An 18,358-nucleotide genomic window follows, 5' to 3' on the forward strand; every position below is an offset into this window, starting at 1 on the left:
ACGCTCCTCGTCTTGTCGTTAGGCGCAACCGTACGTCGCCGTCCCGCCCCCCGGTACGAATCTTCCAGCATCCGGGACGACGAATCACAGCAGGCTCCCAGCCGGCACTCATGGTGCGGTCATCTCCACTGCTTAGGGTCGGTTCACCGGGTCGACGGGGGCCCGGAATCCGGCACCGCCGCGACGCGGCGGCGACCACGGAGGGGGCAGGTGTCATGCGGATCGAGCACCGGCGGGCCCGCTGGGCGGACGAACAGCCACGCACCCGCTGGGTCGACCAGTCCGCGTTCCGCCCGGCCCGCCCGGACCTGCACCTGGGCGCCACGAACCACCGCGCGGAGCGGGCCGGCGCCGCGGCGTCCGGCCGGATCAGCGTCCGGCACACGGTCACCACGTCGACCGCCGACTACACCATGCTGCTCAACGCGCCGGAGTGGTTCGGGCACCGGGCGGTGAGCGAGGCGCTGCGCGACGCCGTCGCCGAACTGCGCGCCGTCGACCTCACCTACGGCCCGAACCGGCCGGACAGCCTCGTCTCCCGGCTGCGCCGCGACGAGATCAGCCCCGACTCGTACCCCCCGCTGGCCGACCTGATCGACCTCTGCGCCGCGATGCGGGCAGCCACCGACGGCTGGTTCGACGCCTGGGCCGTGCCCGGCGGCTTCGACCCGGGCGGCCTGCTCGGTGGCTGGGCGGTGGAGCGGGCCGCGGCGCGGTTGCGCGCCGCCGGCATCCACGACTACGCCGTGCTCAGCGGCGCCGACCTGACGGTACGCGGACACGCGGCGCACGGCGGGCCGTGGCGCGTCGCGGTGCACCACCCAACCGACACCCGCCGGACACCGGTCGTGCTGGAGATGACGACCGGCGCGGTCGGCACGTCCGGCGTCACCGGCCGGCGCGGCCACGTCGTCGACCCGCACACCGGCGAGCCGACCGACCGGCTGGTGGCCGCCACCGTGCTCGGCCCGAACCTCGCAGTCGCGGACGCCTACGCCACCGCCCTGTACGCCGCCGGACCGGCCGGGCTGGCCTGGTTCCGCCACGACGCGGACTACCGCCCGCTGTTCGCCCACCACCGGCGCTGACCCGCAACTCGGTGCGGAGCGCGATCGGCCCCCACGGTCTCGGCAACGACCGTGAGGGCCGGTCAGCGACGAGTGCGCGTGGCTCGCGCAATCGAGGGGTGCGGGCCGAGGGGCCGGGCGCCCGACCGCGCCACCCGAAGACGGGCCGGGGATCGACTCAGCGGAAACCGCATCGGTACGCTAGCGAATCGACGCAACTCGACGCAAGAGTCTCCACAGCGGACGCCGGATGAACGATGTCGGCAATCAGCGGTGAACGCACGGTGGGGCAGAGGTGACGGGCCGGGCCCGGGATGGCACGCTGTCCGCCGTGAGTTTCGATCTGAGCGTGTGGGCCCTGCCGAACGGGGCGACACCGGAGCAGGTGCGGGCGGCCGTGCGGCAGTGCCGCGAGGGCCGGCACGGCGAGCGGCACCCCGACCCGCGACTCGTCGCCTTCTACCGGGCGATCACGGCGAGCTACCCGGACCGGCCGGCCCGGCCCGGTACGCCGTGGGAGGTGGCGCCGCTGCACACGGCCGCCGACCACATCGAGATGAACCTGTATCCGACCTGCCCGGACCAGGTCCTGCTGGACATCGAGCGGCTGGCCGGTGAGCACGACCTGATGCTCTTCGACGCGCAGGACGGCTCGGTCTACCCGCCACCGGCCCGCGTCCGTTCCTGACCCATCGGAACGACGAAGGGCCCGGCCGATCCGGCCGGGCCCCGCTGTGTCCTGTTCGGACTACACGTCGCGCAGGTCCGCCGCGCTGGCCGCGACCGCGCCGATCGAGTCGGCGGCGGAGGTCAGCAGGTCGGCGCCGAGCGCCTGGTCGACGGTGAGCGTCATCAGCGTCTCGCCGCCGGCCTCACGGCGGGCCACCTGCATGGCGGCGATGTTGACGCCGGCCTCGCCGAGCAGCGTGCCGACGGTGCCGACCACACCGGGCCGGTCGGCGTAGCGCAGGAAGACCAGGATGCCCTCCGCGCCGATCTCCACGTCGAAACCGTCCACCTCGGTCAGCTTGAACACGTCCCGGGTGCCGGCGTGCGCCACGGTGCCCGAGACGCGGACGGTACGGCCGTCCGGCAGCGCCCCGCGTACGGTCACCAGGTTCGGGTGGTCGACGGTCTCGCCCGGCGTGGCGAGCGTGACCTCGACGCCCCGCTCAGCGGCCAGGTGCGGCGCGTTGACGTAGGTGACCTGCTCCTCCACCACGGAGCTGAACAGCCCCTTGGTCGCGGCGAGCTTGAGCACCGACACGTCGTGGGCGGCGATCTCACCGCGCACCTCGACGGTGACGCTGGCGGCCACGCCGCCGGCCAGGGCGGTGAACGCCCGGCCCAGCCGCTCGGCCAGCGGCAGCAGCGGGCGGACGTCCTCGGCGACCACGCCGCCGGCCTGCACGTTCACCGCGTCCGGGACGAACTCGCCCTGGAGCGCGAGCTTGACGCTCTTGGCCACCGCGAGACCGGCCTTGTCCTGCGCCTCGTTGGTGGAGGCGCCCAGGTGCGGGGTGGCCACCACGTTGTCGAAGGCGAACAGCGGCGAGGAGGTGCAGGGCTCCTTCGCGTACACGTCGACACCGGCGCCGGCGACCCGGCCCTCCGCGATCGCGTCGGCGAGCGCCTGCTCGTCGACCAGCCCGCCGCGGGCGGCGTTGACGATCCGGACGCCCGGCTTGACGATCGCCAGCTCCTTCTCGCCGATCAGGCCGACCGTCTCCGGCGTCTTCGGCAGGTGGATCGAGATGAAGTCGCTCTCCCGCAGCAGCTCCTCCAGCCCGACCAGGCGGACGCCGAGCTGCGCGGCACGGGCCGGCTGGATGTACGGGTCGTACGCGATCAGCCGGGTGCCGAACGCGGCGATGCGCTGCGCGAAGAGCACGCCGATGCGGCCGAGGCCGACCACGCCCACGGTCTTGCCCTGGATCTCGACGCCGGTGTACTTGGACCGCTTCCACTCCCCCGCCTTGAGCGCGGCACTGGCGCTGGCGGTGTTGCGGGCGACCGCGAGCAGCAGCGCGACGGCCTGCTCGGCGGCGGAGACGATGTTCGAGGTGGGCGCGTTGACGACCATGACGCCACGGGCGGTGGCGGCCGGCACCTCGACGTTGTCCAGGCCGACACCGGCCCGGGCGACCACCTTCAGCCGCGGCGCGGCGGCGATCGCCTCGGCGTCGATCTGGGTGGCGCTGCGTACGATCACCGCGTCGGCCTCGGAGAGGGCGGAGAGCAGAGCGGGGCGGTCGGTGCCGTCCACGTGGCGCACGTCGAAGTCGTGCGCGAGCACCTCGATGGCGGCGGGGGCGAGTTCTTCGGCGATCAGTACGACAGGATTCATCGGTCCTCGTAGACGCTCGGTAATGGTTCGGCCTGGGGCGCGGGGACGCCGCGCTGCGCCCTGCGCCGATCCGTGCCACGGCCGTCGGGTGCGCTCGGGCACCACACCAAGGATGGTAGGTGGCGGTCCGCCCTCCGGGTCCCGGACTGCGGGGTGAGCGCCCTCACACAGGCCTGTCGCACGCCTGTCATCCCCGATTCACCGGGGGCGGTGCGGGACGAGGCGTTACTCACCGTGTCCCAGCACGTGAACGAACGGCGGCCCGCGGCCCGACGCCGGGGAGAGCGTCGGGTCGCGGGCCGCACGAGGGAGAAGCTCAGGCGGTCTCGGTGATCGGGCGGTCGACCCAGCTCATCATCGCGCGCAGCTTCTGCCCGGTCTCCTCGATCGGGTGCGCCGCGCCCTCGGCCCGCCACTTGGCGAAGTTCGGCCGGCCCGCCTCGTCCTCGGCCACCCACTCGCGGGCGAACTCGCCGGACTGGATCTCACCGAGGATCTTCCGCATCTCCTCCTTGACCCGCGAGTCGATCACGCGCGGGCCGCGGGACAGGTCGCCGTACTCGGCGGTGTCGGAGATGCTGTAGCGCATCCGGGCGATGCCGCCCTCGTACATCAGGTCGACGATCAGCTTCAGCTCGTGCAGGCACTCGAAGTAGGCCACCTCGGGCGCGTAGCCGGCCTCGGTGAGCACCTCGAAACCGGTCTGCACCAGCGCCGCCGCGCCGCCGCACAGCACCGCCTGCTCGCCGAACAGGTCGGTCTCGGTCTCCTCGGTGAACGTGGTCCGGATCGCGCCGGCCCGGGTGCCGCCGATCGCCTTGGCGTACGCCAGGGCCAGGCCGAACGCGTTGCCGCTGGCGTCCTGCTCGACCGCCACCAGGCAGGGCACGCCCTTGCCGTCGACGTACTGGCGGCGGACCAGGTGACCGGGGCCCTTCGGGGCGACCATCGCCACGTCCACGTCGGCCGGCGGCTTGATCAGGCCGTACCGGATGTTGAAGCCGTGCCCGAAGAACAGCGCCTTGCCCGCGGCCAGGTTCGGCGCGATGGACTCGGCGTAGATGTGCCGCTGGGCGGTGTCCGGCGCCAGGATCATGATCACGTCGGCCTCGGCCGCCGCCTCGGCGGGCGTGAGCACCCGCAGGCCCTGCTCCTCGGCCTTCGGCCGGCTCTTCGACCCGGCGGGCAGGCCGATCACCACGTCGACGCCGGAGTCGCGCAGCGACAGCGCGTGCGCGTGGCCCTGGCTGCCGTACCCGATCACGGCGACCTTGCGGCCCTGGATCAGGCCCAGGTCGGCGTCGTCGTCGTAGAACACCTCAACGCTCATTGACTTCCCTTTCGTACGGCGGTGCCCGTCGGCCCGTCGAAAAACTTGTGGGTACGGATCAGGCGGCGCGCAGGGCCGGGCCGGCGGTGATGGCCCGCGAACCCCGCCCGATGGCCACGGTGCCGGACTGGACCATCTCCTTGATGCCGAACGGCTCCAGGTCGCGCAGCAGCGCGTCGAGCTTGTCCGGCGTGCCGGTCGCCTCGATGGTCAGCGTGTCCGGCGCGACGTCGACCACCCGGGCGCGGAACAGGCCGACCGTCTCCAGCACCTGGGCGCGGGCCGTGCGGTCCGCGCGGACCTTGACCAGCAGCAACTCCCGCGCCACCGACACCTGCGGGTCCAGTTCCACGATCTTGAGTACGTTGACCAGCTTGTTGAGCTGCTTGGTCACCTGCTCCAGCGGCGAGGACTCGGCGTTGACCACGATGGTGATGCGGGAGACGTCCGGGTTCTCGGTCTCGCCGACGGCGAGGCTGTCGATGTTGAACCCGCGCCGGGAGAACAGCCCGGAGACCCGGGCGAGGACACCCGGCTTGTTCTCCACCAGCACGGACAGCGTGTGCATGGTCATTGCTGAGCCTTCCTCGTCATGCCCTCATGGCCCTCGCTGCGCTCGGTGCATTCGGTCATGACCGGCACCTTCCTCGTCATGCCCTCATGGCCCTCGCTGCGCTCGGTGCATTCGGTCATGACTACAACTCGTCCTCGTCGAACGCGGGGCGAACACCCCTGGCGAACATGATCTCGTCGTTGCTGGTGCCGGCGGCGACCATCGGCCAGACCATCGCGTCCTTGCCGACCACGAAGTCGACGACCACCGGCGCGTCGTCGATCGCCATGGCCGCCTCGATGGTCTTGTCCACGTCGGCGGCGTTCTCGCAGCGCAGCCCGACGCAGCCGAGCGCCTCGGCGAGCTTGACGAAGTCCGGGATGCGGTGCTTGTGCGTGCCCAGCTCGGTGTTGGAGTAGCGCTCCCCGTAGAACAGGGTCTGCCACTGCCGCACCATGCCGAGGTTGCCGTTGTTGATCACGGCGACCTTGATCGGGATGCCCTCCAGCGCGCAGGTGGCCAGCTCCTGGTTGGTCATCTGGAAGCAGCCGTCGCCGTCGACCGCCCACACCGTGGTGTCCGGCTTGCCGACCTTGGCGCCCATCGCGGCCGGGACCGCGTAGCCCATCGTGCCCAGGCCACCGGAGTTGAGCCAGGTGTGCGGCTTCTCGTACGAGATGAACTGGCTGGCCCACATCTGGTGCTGGCCGACGCCCGCCACGTAGACCGCGTCCGGGCCGGCGATCTCACCCAGCCGCTTGATCACGTACTGCGGGGAGAGCGTGCCGTCGGCCGGCTCCTCGAAGCCGAGCGGGTACCGCTCGCGCAGGTCGTCGAGCTGGGTCCACCAGTCGGTCAGGTCGGCCGACGGGTGGGCGGCCTGCTCGGCGGTGACGGCGGCGATCAGCTCGTCGATCACGTGCCGCGCGTCACCCACGATCGGGACGTCGGCGTGCCGGTTCTTGCCGATCTCGGCCGGGTCGATGTCGGCGTGCACCACTGCCGCGTCCGGCGCGAACGAGTCCAGCTTGCCGGTCACCCGGTCGTCGAAGCGGGCGCCCAGCGCCACGATCAGGTCGGCCTTCTGCAGGCCGTAGACCGCGGCGACGGTGCCGTGCATCCCGGGCATGCCCAGGTGCTGGCGGTGCGAGTCGGGGAACGCGCCCAGCGCCATCAGCGTGGTGACCACCGGGATGCCGGTCTGCTCGGCCAGCTTGCGCAGCCCTTCGGTGGCGCCGGCCTTGAGCACGCCGCCGCCGACGTAGAGGACCGGGCGACGGGCCGAGGTCATCAGCCGGGCCGCCTCGCGGATCTGCTTGCCGTGCGGGTGCAGCGTCGGCCGGTAGCCGGGCAGGTCGAGCGTGGGCGGCCAGGAGAACGTCGCCGGCGCCTGGAGCACGTCCTTCGGGATGTCGACGAGCACCGGGCCCGGGCGGCCGGTCGCGGCCAGGTGGAACGCCTCGGCCAGCACGCGGGGGATCTCGTCGGCGGTCTGCACCAGGAAGTTGTGCTTGGTGATGGGCAGCGTGATGCCCTGGATGTCGGCCTCCTGGAAGGCGTCGGTGCCGATCGACGGCCGGGCCACCTGACCGGTGATCGCGACCATCGGGACCGAGTCCATGTACGCGTCCGCGATCGGCGTCACCAGGTTCGTCGCGCCCGGGCCGGAGGTGGCGATGCAGACGCCGACCCGGCCGGTGGCCTGCGCGTAACCGGTGGCCGCGTGCCCGGCGCCCTGCTCGTGGCGGACCAGGATGTGCCGGACCGTGGAGTCGTAGAGCGGGTCGTAGGCGGGCAGGATCGCGCCGCCCGGAATGCCGAAGACCACGTCGACGCCGAGCGCCTCGAGCGACCGCACGAGCGAACCGGCGCCCGAGACCTGCGCGGTGGCGGGCTCCCGTACGGGCGTCTCGGTGGTGGCGGCCGCCGGGACGGAACGGCCGGGGCGGGCGGCGGGGTCGGAGTCACCGGCCGCGCCGGTGCCGGAGCGGGCACGGCGGGCGGAGTGGGCGAGGGTCTCTGGCGTGGGTCTCGTCATGGCGGTTCAAGCCTTCGGAAGTGAGTGGGTGACGCGCTTCTCAGGATGGGACGGCAGGGTCCCGGCGATGGTCCGACGGCAACAAAAAAGCCCACGTGCAGGATGCACGGGGCCAGCGCACTCTCGGTGGGAGAGTGCGCTCAGGTAAGTACTCGCGGCGACCGGTTCGACGACATGCGGCTAAGCCTGACGCATCTCACGCGATGAGTCAACTGATCCCACATTCTGGTTCACAGACGTGGGCGTGTCGCTCGTCGGCACCCCCTCCGCGACCGGTGCCGCCTGCGAAGATCCCTCAAACGGGGGACGCTGGGCGGGCACCGCGGCGGGCGGATTGTTGCGCAGCCGGGGCAGCAGCGGCGACGGGGCGCGCGCCGGAGCGGGCGGCGGCACCGCCGGCATCGCGCTGTGCCGGTTGCCGGGCGCGGTGGCCGCCTCCAGCATCGCCTCCAGGTGCTCCGCCGGTACGCCCCAGCCGAACAGCGCGCCCTGGCCGAACCGGCAGCCGGCGGCCACCACTGCGGCCAGCTCGGTCGGGTTGGTGACGCCCTCGGCGATCACCTCCAGCCCCAGCTGGTGACCCAGGCGCATGACGATGTCGACCATCGGGGCGAACGCCGGGCCGTCCCGCCCGACCGGCCGCACCGGCTCGTGCTCGGCGACCAGACTGTGGTCGATCTTGAGAATGTCGATCGGCAGCCGCCGGAGCTGGCCGAGCGACGAGTAACCGGCGCCGAAGTCGTCGAGCGCGATCCGGACTCCGGTCAGCCGCAGCGCGGTGAGCCGCCGGATCAGCTCGTCCAGGTCGGTGGCGACCGCGTGCTCGGTCACCTCCAGCACCAGCCGCTGCGGCGGCACGTGGTGCGCGCGCAGCGCGTCGGCGACCTGGACCACGTACTCCGGGGCGTGCAGCTCGCGCGGCGACACGTTCACCGACACCCAGACGTCGTGGCCGTCGGCCAGCCAGCGGGAGAGCTGGTAGCAGGCCTGGTGCAGCACCCACGCGCCGAGCTTGGCGATCATCCCGCACTCCTCGGCGAGCGGGATGAACTCGTCCGGCCGGACGTTGCCCAGCTCCGGGTGCCGCCACCGCAGCAGCGCCTCCGCGCCGACCGGCCGCACCGACGGCAGCGACGCCACCGGCTGGAAGACCAGCCGCAGCTCGTCGCGCTCGATCGCGCCGCGCAGCTCGTGCTCCATCCGGGTACGCCGGCTCAGCAGCTGGTCGTACGTGGCGTCGTAGCGCTCGATCCGGTTCTTGCCCCGCTGCTTGGCGTAGCGCAGCGCCAGGTCGGCGTTGCGCAGCAGCAACTCGACGTCCTGCTCACCGTGCCCGGCGGCCACCCCGATGCTCACCGACAGGAAGACCGGCCCGTCCCCCTGCTCGTACGGGCGGCCGAGCACCCCGAGCAGGCGGTCGGCGACCGGGCCGGGGTCGGCCGACCCGTGCATCAGCACCGCGAACTCGTCGCCGCCGAGCCGGGCGGCCAGGTCACCCGGGCGCAGGTTGCCCCGCAGCCGCCGCCCCACCTCGACCAGCACCGCGTCGCCGACGTCGTGCCCGCGCATGTCGTTGACGTTCTTGAAGCCGTCGAGGTCGAGCCCGAGCAGCACGCACGGCACGCCCGCCTCGGCACTGCGGTGCAGGGCACGCAGCAGCCCGCGCCGGTTCGCCAGCCCGGTCAGCGGGTCGGTGTGCGCCAGCTCACGGAAGTGCGCCTCCCGCTCGGCCAGCCGGATCGCGTAGCCGCGCACGTCGTTGAGGGCGAGGTACTGCCGGGTCACCAGGGCGAACCCCTCGACGGTGCCGGCGACGATGGCGTAGCCGTCGAACCCGCCGCCCTGCACCAGGTGGTACATCGCGGAGGCGGCCATGGCGAACATCGGCACGAACGCGTACTCGCCGTCGCGGCGGATGAAGTCGACGTCGAGCTGCGTCAGGTCGGCCCGGCGCCCGGCCACGGCGGTGGCCAGCAGACCGGCCGCGGTCAGCACCGCGCCGGTGAGCACCATGCCCGGGCCGGCCTGGCAGAGCCCGGCGGACACCGCCAGCCCGCCGGCCGTCACCGCTGTCGCGCCGGCGGCGAGCAGCGTCAGCCACCCGCGCGGCGGCGCGACCCGCAGCACGACGATCACGGTGAGCCCGGTGGTGAGCGCCGCGCTGACGGTGGCCAGCACGATCGGCAGGCAGGCGACGGGGGTGGCGTCGCCGAGCAGCCGGGTCGGTTCGCTGAACGCCACCCAGCCGACGAACCAGAGCGCGCTGCCCATGATCAGGCCGTCGAGCAGCAGCCGGGCGGTGGCGGCCCGGGTCGCGGCGGCACCGGGCAGCCGCAGGACGGCGGCGCCGAGGCCGAGCGCGGCGAGCGTCGTACCGACGGCGACGAGGACCGCCCACCCGGTCCGCTGGCCCTGCCGGTGCGCCCAGTGGTCACCGGCGGCCAGCAGGCCGCCGAGACCGACCAGGAGGCTGAACAGGGCGGCACCGGCGGCGACCGCGAGCAGCAGGTGAGCCGGCCGGCGGGGGCCGGTGGGGCGCCGCACCGACGCGGCGAGCAGCACGGCGGCACCGGCCGCGGCGATCCCGCTCAACACCGCGACGGTGACCATCCCCGGGGACGACTGCACGCGTCAACTCTGCCGGATGAGCGCCTCCCGTGGGGCACCGGGTGTGCAACTGTTGGGACACAGGGTGCGCGCCGGGGGATCGCCGCGCGGATGGTGTCAGACTGGTTGTCATGCCTGAGCTGCGGTCGAGGACCTCCACCCACGGTCGGACGATGGCCGGCGCCCGGGCCCTCTGGCGGGCCACCGGGATGACCGACGACGACTTCGGCAAGCCGATCGTCGCCATCGCGAACAGTTTCACCCAGTTCGTACCCGGTCACGTCCACCTCAAGGACCTCGGCGGCCTGGTCGCCGACGCGGTCGCGGAGGCCGGCGGCGTCGGCCGGGAGTTCAACACGATCGCCGTGGACGACGGCATCGCCATGGGCCACGGCGGCATGCTCTACTCCCTGCCCAGCCGGGAGCTGATCGCCGACGCGGTGGAGTACATGGTCAACGCGCACTGCGCGGACGCCCTGGTCTGCATCTCCAACTGCGACAAGATCACCCCGGGCATGCTGCTGGCCGCGCTGCGGCTCAACATCCCCACCGTCTTCGTCTCCGGCGGCCCGATGGAGGCCGGCAAGACGGTGGCGATCGAGGGCGTGGTGCACTCCAAGATCGACCTGATCGACGCCATGATCGCCTCCTCGAACGAGGCGGTCACCGACGACCAGCTCGGCGAGATCGAGCGCTCCGCGTGCCCCACCTGCGGCTCCTGCTCCGGCATGTTCACCGCCAACTCGATGAACTGCCTCACCGAGGCGATCGGTCTGGCGCTGCCCGGCAACGGGTCGACGCTCGCCACCCACGCCGCGCGGCGGTCGCTGTTCGTCGAGGCCGGGCGCACCGTCGTCGAGATCGCCAAGCAGTGGTACGAGAAGGACGACGCCTCGGTGCTGCCGCGCTCGATCGCCGGCCGGGAGGCGTTCGAGAACGCGATCGCCCTCGACGTGGCGATGGGCGGCTCCACGAACACGGTGCTGCACCTGCTCGCCGCCGCCCGCGAGGCGGAGCTGGACTTCGGCGTCGCCGACATCGACGCGATCTCCCGCCGGGTGCCGTGCCTGGCCAAGGTCGCCCCGAACTCCCCGAACTACCACATGGAGGACGTGCACCGGGCCGGCGGCATCCCGGCCATCCTCGGCGAACTGGACCGCGCCGGGCTGCTGCACCGCGACGTGCGCGCGGTGCACTCCCCCGACCTCGACAAGTGGCTGGCCGACTGGGACGTCCGGGGCGGCTCGGCCACGCGAGAGGCGGTCGAGCTGTTCCACGCCGCGCCGGGCGGGGTGCGCACCACCGAGCCGTTCTCCACCACCAACCGCTGGTCGTCACTGGACACCGACGCGGCCGGCGGCTGCATCCGGGACCTGGAGCACGCGTACAGCGCGGACGGCGGCCTGGCCATCCTGCACGGCAACCTCGCGCCGGCCGGCTGCGTGGTGAAGACCGCCGGTGTGCCCGAGGAGTGCCTGACGTTCCGCGGCCCGGCCAAGGTCTACGAGTCGCAGGACGACGCGGTGACCGCGATCCTCGCCAAGGAGATCGTCGCCGGCGACGTGGTGGTGATCCGGTACGAGGGCCCGAAGGGCGGCCCCGGCATGCAGGAGATGCTCTACCCCACCTCGTTCCTCAAGGGCCGCGGGCTGGGCCGTTCCTGCGCGCTGCTGACCGACGGCCGGTTCTCCGGCGGCACCTCCGGCCTGTCCATCGGGCACGTCTCCCCGGAGGCCGCCTCGGGCGGGCTGATCGCGCTGGTGCGCGACGGCGACGAGATCGTCATCGACATCCCGGGCCGGTCGATCGAGCTGAACGTGCCCGCCGACGAGCTGGAGGCGCGCCGGGTGGCCGAGGAGAAGCGGGACCGCCCGTACACCCCGGTCGACAGGCAGCGTCCGGTGTCGGCGGCGCTGCGCGCGTACGCGTCGATGGCGACCTCGGCCAGCGACGGCGCCTACCGCCGCGTCCCGGAGTGAGTTAAGGAAGGGCCCCCTCTTAACGCCTCCGGTAGAGCAGGGGGCCCTTCTTAACACCCGCGCGCCGGTAGGGTCCGGCGGCGTGGAGACGACGGTGAGCTACGCGCGACTGGTCCGGCCGGCGATCGACCGGGTCTATGTGGGCACCCGATTGGGCGCCCGCGCCCGGATGGAGGCCTTCTACGCCGAGCGGGGCTGCACACTCGGCGCGGAGAACAGCTTCTTCTCCGGGGTGCTGGCCCGGCCGATGCCGGCCGAGGCGCTGGCCGACGGCCTGATCTACACCTCCGGAAGCATGGACGAGGAGCTGGAGCAGGGCATCGTCGTCCGGGACGCCGAGGGCGCGTGGCACCTCACCGACCTCGGCCGCGAGCTGACGCTGTTCGCCCAGCGGGCCACCGGTGAGGCCGCCGAGGAACTGTGGACGATGCTGCCCGGCGTGCTGCCCGGTCTCAACATCGTGCCCCGCCTCGCCGACCTGGTCGGCCGGGTCCTGACGCACGCGCAGGCCACCGGCGGGCCGGTGTTCCGGGCGATGTCCCCGCCGTACGAGCCGAAGGGCGCCTCCCCGGCACTGCTGCTGGTCACCCGGCTCGGCTCGCTGCGCCACCACCGGGCCGACGCCCACCGTGCCGCGTGGCGGGCCGCCGGACTGACCGCTGACGAGATCCGGGCGCTGCCGGACGGACCGGAGCGTACGGCGATCGAGGCGGACACCGACCGCCGTGACGAGCCGGCGTACGCGGTGCTCACCGAGGCCGAGCGGTGGGAACTGCTGGCCGGCCTCGCCGCCCTGCCCAACTAGCGCTCTCAGCCCTCACAACCGTCGGTGGAACGTCATGGGTGTCAAACGGGGCCGTAGACACCCATGACGTTCCACCCACGGCGCGGCGACGACGGCGGCGCGCGTCAGGACTGGGTGGGGTTCTCCTCGGCGGGGGCGGTGCCGTCTGTCGGCAGGCCGAACTCCGCCGGTGAGTTCTCGTCGGTCCCGTCCAGGTCCGCGTGCGGCTCGTCCGGGGTGACGCCGTCGGGGTCGGCGCCTCCGGCGTGCAGTTCGGACAGCTCAACCGGATCAGTCATGCCGTCCTGGTACCCGCCGGCCGCCGCCCGAACCCGCCCGGCCGCAGCCCGTCGACCGCGCCTGTCCGTCAGAGGCGGACCGTCTTCCAGGCCTCGACCAGGCCCGGCCGGGTAGGGGTCCAGCCGACCGACCTCACTACGGGCGGAACGGTGGGGTCACTCGCCGGAGCGGTCCGGCGATCCAGGGGTGCCGGGCGTTTCCCGGGTGTCGAACTCAGGGCTGTCCTGCGAGGAGATGGCGGTGGAGACGAGGCTGGAGGCGACCGGCTGTACGGGAATTACGTCCTCCGACGTACGCAACCGGGGCGGCGCGGGCATCCACGGCTTGAGGTTCTGGATGATCTGCTCGTAGAAGTCGTCGATGGCGTGCAGCACGGAGTCGATGAAGGCGCCCCGACCGCTGCCACGCTTGGTTCCCGCGGTCGTGCTCTGGGCGATGCGGAATGCCCGCAGTTCGCGCGAGGGGTCGCTGATGAGCGTCGTCGGCTCGGCGCGGATCTGGCGGAGGAGATCGGTGGCGCCGCCGCCTCGGGCGTGCATCACGAATGCCTCGATCCGGACCGTGTCCGGCGCGTCCTTCAGTTGACGGACCAGCCAGTTCACCCGGGTTGTCGGCCGGCCAGAGCGTGGGGCGTCGACATCGACGTGGCAGACGATCTGCCCTGCCCGCAGATCGGCGGTGACGTGAAGGTGGCCGACCGCACCCGGAATCCGGATGCTGCCGGTCAGGGTGCCTGCACTGGCGAGCTGGTTGGCGAGCGACTGGGTGCGCGCGGCCGGATCGGCGAGGTCGCGGCGGCTCAGAGCGGGAGTCACGTCGGTACCGAGCCGTCGACCGAGTCGGAGGCACGCGTAACGGATCAGGGCGTCGAAGCGTCCGGCGACCTGCGCTGCCGCACCGTCACCCGCCCGCAGTGTCCCGGCAGACACCCCATCCCGAACCTGTACCCACGCCGGCCCCATGTCGCTGAACTCAAGAGCGCCTGAGCGCGGGTGTTCGAGGTATCGGATCAACTCGCCCAGAACCCATGCCTGATCCGGGTCTGCGACGCCGCGGTATTCCTTCTGAATCACCGCCTGGGTGAGGATCTCCGTCCATGGCAGGTGGTACAGGGCGACCTTGCGGAGTTTCCGCCGGTCGACGGTCGTCGGGTGCTGGCCCGGGACGGGGGCGATCTCGTTGGAGATCGTGATGAGGGCGTCGAATCCCTGCTCCCGTGCGATGTCCAGATAGGCCTCCAACTGCTCGGACCGCAGCGGGTTACTGCCGGTCTTCACCTCCACGAGTGCGGTCCACTGGCGTTGTCCCCTGGTGACGCGAATGAGACCGTCCGGGAATAGCTGCTGGTTTCCGAGTTTGAAGGGAACCTCGATGAAGGTCTGCACCACTCCGGCCGGCGCGCCGACGGACTGGGTCAGGACACGTCCGAACTCCCGGACCGCGCTCATCACCGCCAGCAGGGCGGAGGTCGCCCGGCGTTCCTGCTCCTCCGCGCCGTTGATCCCGGAAGTGGGGATCAGGCGGGCCGCGAGCCAGGTTTCCTCAGACATAAAGTGACTCCTCGTGAATGCGGTGGTACGAGAAGTTACTCGCGAGCCCGGCCGGAAAGCGGCGCGACAACTGGCGCGTACGAACGGAAAGAGTTGACCAGTCGGATGTCGAGCGATCCGTCCCGGTGGAAACCGACTGCCGGACGGATAGCCGGTGTCATCAATTCGGCTCTGGTCGGCTTATCAGTCCGATACCTGACTGCGAATGCGTTCCACCGACGGACTCAGGCGCGCGGCAGGTGTCGTTCCAGGCCGTCGAAGAGCAGGTCGAGGGTGAACTCGAACTCGGTCTGACTGTCGCACCACCCGAGTGTCGGATCCGCCATGTCGTGCGTCTCGGCGGCGACCATCGCGGCCAGGTGCGGCAGCCGTTCGGCCAGCGCCACCATCTCGGCCTCCGCGGCCTCCGCGTCCGCCTCCCCGCCCGCGTCCGGCCGGAACACCTCCTGGGCGAAGCCGAGCGCCAGGCTGCCGAAGGCGTGCAGCGCCCGGTGGGCGATCCGGTACGAGAAGCCGCCGCCGACGAGCGTGGCGAGGATCCCGTCGTAGTAGGCGTACAGCCCGGCGGGGACGGTGGGGCGGGAGCTGAGCAGCGCCGGGGCCCACGGGTGCCGCAGCATGACGGCACGCGCGGCGAGGAAGCGCAGCCGCAGCCGGGTTCGCCAGTCGGCGCCGGGCGCGTCCGCCTCGGCCCGCTCGGCGGCTGAGGTGATCTCCGCGGCGACGGCGTCCACGAGGCCGTCGAGCAGTCCGGCCTTGCCGGGCAGGTGGTGGTAGAGCGACATGGCCTCGACGCCGAGTTCGGCGGCGAGCCGGCGCATCGTGAGCGCGGCCATCCCTTCGGCGTCGACCAGGGCGATCGCGCTGGCCAGGGCTCGCTCGCGGCTCAGCGGCTCCCGAGGTTTCCGCGCTCCCATCCGGCTTCCCATCTCCCCTTGACCTTACAACGTACGGTTGGCCTTACTACGTAAGGCGACCCCCGCCACGGCACGTCGACCCACCCCCGAGGAGCCGCCATGCACCAGCTGATCCGTACCGCCCGCGTGACCGGGCTGTTCTACCTCGGGCTCGCCGTCACCGGTGCCCTGGGGTTCCTCACCGTCCGCCCGATGATCTTCGACGCGGACGACGCGGGCGCGACGCTCGCCAACCTGGTGGCCCACGAGTCGCTGGCACGCGCCGGCATCGCGCTCGAACTGCTGGTCGTCCTCACCCAGGCGCTCACCGCCGTCTGGTTCTACCGGCTGTTCCGTACCGTCGGCAGCACCGCCGCGGGCAGCATCGCCGCCTTCGGGCTGGTCAACGCCGTCGCGATCCTCGGCAGCGCCGCCGTCCTCGCGACGGCTCTGCAGGCCGCGACCGCCGGGCCGGGCGACGCCGGCACCGTCCAGCTGCTCTATCTGGTCAGCGGGAACCTGTGGGAGGTGGGCGGCCTCTTCTTCGGCCTCTGGCTGGTGCCGATGGGCTGGTGCGTGCTCCGGTCGGGCTGGCTGCCCCGGCCGCTGGGCTGGGTCCTCGTCGCCGGCGGTGCCGGCTACGTGCTCATGACGTTCGTCGCGTACCTCGCCCCCGGCGCCGGCATCGTCGGGGACCTGCTGGTGGTCCCGGCCACCGTGGGCGAGGTCTGGATCCTCGGCTACCTGATCGTCCTCGGCGTGCGCAGGCAGCCGGAGGACGCGGGCGTGCGCGGGCAGGCACTCGAAGGGGCCGAAGCCTAGGCCGGGCTCGCGGCGAGGGCGACACCCCGGGCGTACCGGATCGCGGCCGGGGTGTCGCCGAACACCAGGCCCTCGCGGCGCAGCTCGTCGGCGACGCCGAGGGCGCTGAGCACCTGGTCGTGGCCCGGGGTGATGCCGGAGAGCAGCACGGTGATCCCCCGGGCCCGCAGCCGCGCGATCGCGTCGCCGAGCACCTGGGCGCCCGTCGCGTCGATGGTGGAGACGCGGGACATCCGCAGGATCACCACCCGCACGTCGGCCACCTCGGCCAGCTCCAGCAGGAACGTGTGCGCGGCGGCGAAGAAGAGCGGACCGTCCAGGCGGTACGCCACGATGTGCTCGGCCAGCAGCGCGTGCTCCTCGGCGCTGTGCTCGCCGGTGTCCAGCGGCACCTGTTCCAGCTTGGCGCTGCGGGCCACCGCGCGCAGCGCCAGCACGGCAGCGACGGCGAGCCCGACGACAACGGCTGTCACCAGGTCCCAGATCACCGTGACGGCGAACGTCAGCACCAGCACCACCGCGTCGGCGCGGGTGGCCCGCATCAGCGCGAGCAGGGAGGCCGCCTCCACCATCCGGACCGTGGTGGCGAGCAGCACCCCGGCCAGCGCGGCCAGCGGGATGCGGCCGACCAGCGGGGCGGCGGCGAGCACGATCGCGGCGAGGGCTACCGCGTGGGTGAGCGCGGCGAGCTTCGAGGACGCACCGGCGCGGACGTTGACGGCGGTACGGGCGATGGCGGCGGTCGCCGGGATGCCGCCGAAGACCGGGGAGGCGAGGTTGGCCAGGCCCTGGCCGAATAGTTCCCGGTCCGGGTCGTGCCGCTCGCCGACCGTCATGCCGTCCGCCACCGTGGCGGAGAGCAGGCTCTCCAGGGCGGCGAGCGCGGCCACGGCGAGGGCGCTCGGCAGCAGGACGCCCAGCGCGCCGAGATCCAGGAAGCTCAGCGACGGCGCGGGCAGCCCTTGCGGCAGCTCGCCGATCCGGGCCAGGTCGATCGGGGCCAGCTCGGCGAGAACAGTCGCGGCGGCCACTCCGACCAGGGAGAACGGTACGGCGGGCCGCCACCGGCCGCCGAGCAGCATGAGTGCTGCCACGCCGAGCGCGACGGCGATCGCGGCGGGCCGGGGCTGCGCGGCGAACCGGGCGACCGCGTCGGCGGCCACCGCCCACACCTTCTCGCCGTGCGCGCCGGTGACGCCGAGCGCGGCCGGTACCTGTTGCAGCGCGATGACCACGGCGATGCCGGCGGTGAAGCCCTCGATCACCGGGGCCGGCAGGTAGCGGACGTACCGGCCCAGGCGGGCCACTGCCAGCGCGATCAGGATCAGCCCGGCCAGCGCGCCGACCATCAGCACGCCTCCGGCGCCGAACTGCTGCACCACCGGCACCAGCACGACTGTCATGGCCCCGGTGGGGCCGGAGACCTGGAGGTTGGAGCCGCCGAAGACCGCCGCGACGGCTCCGGCGACGACGGCGGTGACCAGGCCGGCCTGCGCGCCGAGCCCGGAGGTGACGCCGAAGGCGAGCGCCAGGGGCAGCGCCACCACCGCGACGGTGAGCCCGGCGAGCAGATCGCGCCGGGGCGAGCGGCGCACTGCTGCCCAGTCGGACCGGCCGGGCAGCAGTCCGCCGAACAGCCGGCCCGCCTGCCGTGCGACGTCACCGGCGCGAGCGGCAGCCGCCGCGCTCACCGGTCCGTCCCCGAGGCCCTTAGTTCGTCCAGCAGGGCGTCCCGGTCGGTGAGGACCGCGCCGAGGATGCGCCGTCCGGCGGCGAGCAGGTCGGCGACGTCGGGGGTGCTGAGCGCGTACATGACCAGGGGGCCGTCGCGGTACGAGGTGACCATGCCGGCGCGGCGCAGCACGGCGAGTTGCTGGGAGAGGTTGGACGCCTCCACGTCGATGGCGGCGAGCAGGTCGCGGACCGGCTTGGGCCCGTCCTGGAGCAGTTCGAGCACCCGGATGCGAACGGGGTGCCCGAGGGTGCGGAACAGCTCCGCCTTGGCCTGGTACAGCGGCACCGACACGACTCACCCCTCCGACGACTCTGAAGACTTTAGCACTTGCAGAAATCTTCAAATCGACG

Annotated in this window: 16 protein-coding genes; 5 read left to right on the forward strand and 11 right to left on the reverse strand. The window is 72.6% G+C overall.

Going from position 1 to position 18,358, the window contains the following annotated elements; translation table 11 throughout:
- Positions 1–215 precede the first annotated feature (215 nt).
- Both Q3W68_RS01905 and Q3W68_RS01910 read left to right on the forward strand, forming a co-directional pair.
- Positions 216–1,088: an FAD:protein FMN transferase gene (locus tag Q3W68_RS01905; protein ID WP_302903802.1), complete on the forward strand. Its 873-nt coding sequence runs from the start codon at positions 216–218 to the stop codon at positions 1,086–1,088.
- Between the two features lie 310 nt (positions 1,089–1,398).
- Positions 1,399–1,755 (forward strand): hypothetical protein, encoded by a 357-nt coding sequence (locus Q3W68_RS01910; RefSeq protein ID WP_302903803.1) that lies wholly within the window; start codon positions 1,399–1,401, stop codon positions 1,753–1,755.
- A 60-nt stretch (positions 1,756–1,815) separates the two neighbouring features.
- Here Q3W68_RS01910 and serA read toward each other — a convergent pair whose 3' ends face one another.
- From serA to Q3W68_RS01940, 6 genes are all read right to left on the reverse strand, one after another.
- Entirely contained in the window at positions 1,816–3,414 is a 1,599-nt protein-coding gene (serA, locus tag Q3W68_RS01915; RefSeq protein WP_302903804.1) for a phosphoglycerate dehydrogenase, read from the reverse strand.
- 316 nt (positions 3,415–3,730) lie between these two features.
- Positions 3,731–4,744, reverse strand: coding sequence for a ketol-acid reductoisomerase (gene ilvC, locus Q3W68_RS01920; protein ID WP_302903805.1), 1,014 nt, complete (start codon positions 4,742–4,744; stop codon positions 3,731–3,733).
- 58 nt (positions 4,745–4,802) lie between these two features.
- A complete protein-coding gene (gene ilvN, locus Q3W68_RS01925) occupies positions 4,803–5,318 on the reverse strand; it encodes an acetolactate synthase small subunit (protein ID WP_018786257.1) in 516 nt (171 codons plus the stop codon).
- On the reverse strand, positions 5,315–5,437 hold the full coding sequence (locus tag Q3W68_RS01930; protein WP_258545305.1) for a hypothetical protein: 123 nt from the start codon (positions 5,435–5,437) through the stop codon (positions 5,315–5,317). Before Q3W68_RS01930 ends, ilvN begins: the two co-directional genes overlap by 4 nt.
- 2 nt (positions 5,438–5,439) lie before the next feature.
- Positions 5,440–7,335 (reverse strand): acetolactate synthase large subunit, encoded by a 1,896-nt coding sequence (locus Q3W68_RS01935; RefSeq protein WP_302903806.1) that lies wholly within the window; start codon positions 7,333–7,335, stop codon positions 5,440–5,442.
- 180 nt (positions 7,336–7,515) lie between these two features.
- Positions 7,516–9,963, reverse strand: coding sequence for a bifunctional diguanylate cyclase/phosphodiesterase (locus Q3W68_RS01940; protein WP_302903807.1), 2,448 nt, complete (start codon positions 9,961–9,963; stop codon positions 7,516–7,518).
- A 110-nt stretch (positions 9,964–10,073) separates the two neighbouring features.
- On the opposite strand from Q3W68_RS01940, the gene ilvD reads away from it, so the two are divergent.
- Positions 10,074–11,921: a dihydroxy-acid dehydratase gene (ilvD, locus tag Q3W68_RS01945; protein ID WP_302903808.1), complete on the forward strand. Its 1,848-nt coding sequence runs from the start codon at positions 10,074–10,076 to the stop codon at positions 11,919–11,921.
- 82 nt (positions 11,922–12,003) lie between these two features.
- Positions 12,004–12,726, forward strand: a complete 723-nt coding sequence (locus Q3W68_RS01950) for a hypothetical protein (protein ID WP_302903809.1) — start codon at positions 12,004–12,006, stop codon at positions 12,724–12,726.
- A gap of 104 nt (positions 12,727–12,830) precedes the next feature.
- On the opposite strand, the gene Q3W68_RS01955 is transcribed toward Q3W68_RS01950, so the two are convergent.
- The 3 genes from Q3W68_RS01955 to Q3W68_RS01965 all read right to left on the reverse strand — a co-directional run bounded on the left by Q3W68_RS01955 (position 12,831) and on the right by Q3W68_RS01965 (position 15,484).
- Complete coding sequence (locus Q3W68_RS01955) at positions 12,831–13,004, reverse strand: hypothetical protein (RefSeq protein WP_302903810.1); 174 nt, start codon at positions 13,002–13,004, stop codon at positions 12,831–12,833.
- Between the two features lie 156 nt (positions 13,005–13,160).
- Positions 13,161–14,555, reverse strand: a complete 1,395-nt coding sequence (locus Q3W68_RS01960) for a stress response protein (RefSeq protein WP_302903811.1) — start codon at positions 14,553–14,555, stop codon at positions 13,161–13,163.
- 224 nt (positions 14,556–14,779) lie between these two features.
- On the reverse strand, positions 14,780–15,484 hold the full coding sequence (locus Q3W68_RS01965) for a TetR/AcrR family transcriptional regulator C-terminal domain-containing protein (RefSeq protein WP_302903812.1): 705 nt from the start codon (positions 15,482–15,484) through the stop codon (positions 14,780–14,782).
- Between the two features lie 87 nt (positions 15,485–15,571).
- On the opposite strand from Q3W68_RS01965, the gene Q3W68_RS01970 reads away from it, so the two are divergent.
- Entirely contained in the window at positions 15,572–16,273 is a 702-nt protein-coding gene (locus tag Q3W68_RS01970) for a DUF4386 domain-containing protein (RefSeq protein ID WP_302903813.1), read from the forward strand.
- Here Q3W68_RS01970 and Q3W68_RS01975 read toward each other — a convergent pair.
- Positions 16,270–17,910, reverse strand: coding sequence for a SulP family inorganic anion transporter (locus tag Q3W68_RS01975; protein ID WP_302904933.1), 1,641 nt, complete (start codon positions 17,908–17,910; stop codon positions 16,270–16,272). The genes Q3W68_RS01970 and Q3W68_RS01975 overlap by 4 nt on opposite strands.
- A gap of 50 nt (positions 17,911–17,960) precedes the next feature.
- Complete coding sequence (locus tag Q3W68_RS01980) at positions 17,961–18,299, reverse strand: helix-turn-helix transcriptional regulator (protein WP_013284484.1); 339 nt, start codon at positions 18,297–18,299, stop codon at positions 17,961–17,963.
- Between the last annotated feature and the right edge of the window lie 59 nt (positions 18,300–18,358).

Source organism: Micromonospora sp. C28ISP2-4, from assembly GCF_030519385.1.
In the GTDB taxonomy this organism is placed as follows: domain Bacteria; phylum Actinomycetota; class Actinomycetes; order Mycobacteriales; family Micromonosporaceae; genus Micromonospora; species Micromonospora tulbaghiae.

What these genes read in the sequence shown, in the direction of transcription:
- Q3W68_RS01905 (WP_302903802.1), top strand. Translation starts at nt 216, where the DNA reads ATGCGGATCGAGCACCGGCGGGCCCGCTGGGCGGACGAACAGCCACGC.
- ilvN (WP_018786257.1), bottom strand. Translation starts at nt 5,318, where the DNA reads ATGACCATGCACACGCTGTCCGTGCTGGTGGAGAACAAGCCGGGTGTC.
- Q3W68_RS01935 (WP_302903806.1), bottom strand. Translation starts at nt 7,335, where the DNA reads ATGACGAGACCCACGCCAGAGACCCTCGCCCACTCCGCCCGCCGTGCC.
- Q3W68_RS01955 (WP_302903810.1), bottom strand. Translation starts at nt 13,004, where the DNA reads ATGACTGATCCGGTTGAGCTGTCCGAACTGCACGCCGGAGGCGCCGAC.
- Q3W68_RS01930 (WP_258545305.1), bottom strand. Translation starts at nt 5,437, where the DNA reads ATGACCGAATGCACCGAGCGCAGCGAGGGCCATGAGGGCATGACGAGG.
- Q3W68_RS01965 (WP_302903812.1), bottom strand. Translation starts at nt 15,484, where the DNA reads ATGGGAAGCCGGATGGGAGCGCGGAAACCTCGGGAGCCGCTGAGCCGC.
- serA (WP_302903804.1), bottom strand. Translation starts at nt 3,414, where the DNA reads ATGAATCCTGTCGTACTGATCGCCGAAGAACTCGCCCCCGCCGCCATC.
- Q3W68_RS01970 (WP_302903813.1), top strand. Translation starts at nt 15,572, where the DNA reads ATGCACCAGCTGATCCGTACCGCCCGCGTGACCGGGCTGTTCTACCTC.
- Q3W68_RS01960 (WP_302903811.1), bottom strand. Translation starts at nt 14,555, where the DNA reads ATGTCTGAGGAAACCTGGCTCGCGGCCCGCCTGATCCCCACTTCCGGG.
- ilvC (WP_302903805.1), bottom strand. Translation starts at nt 4,744, where the DNA reads ATGAGCGTTGAGGTGTTCTACGACGACGACGCCGACCTGGGCCTGATC.
- ilvD (WP_302903808.1), top strand. Translation starts at nt 10,074, where the DNA reads ATGCCTGAGCTGCGGTCGAGGACCTCCACCCACGGTCGGACGATGGCC.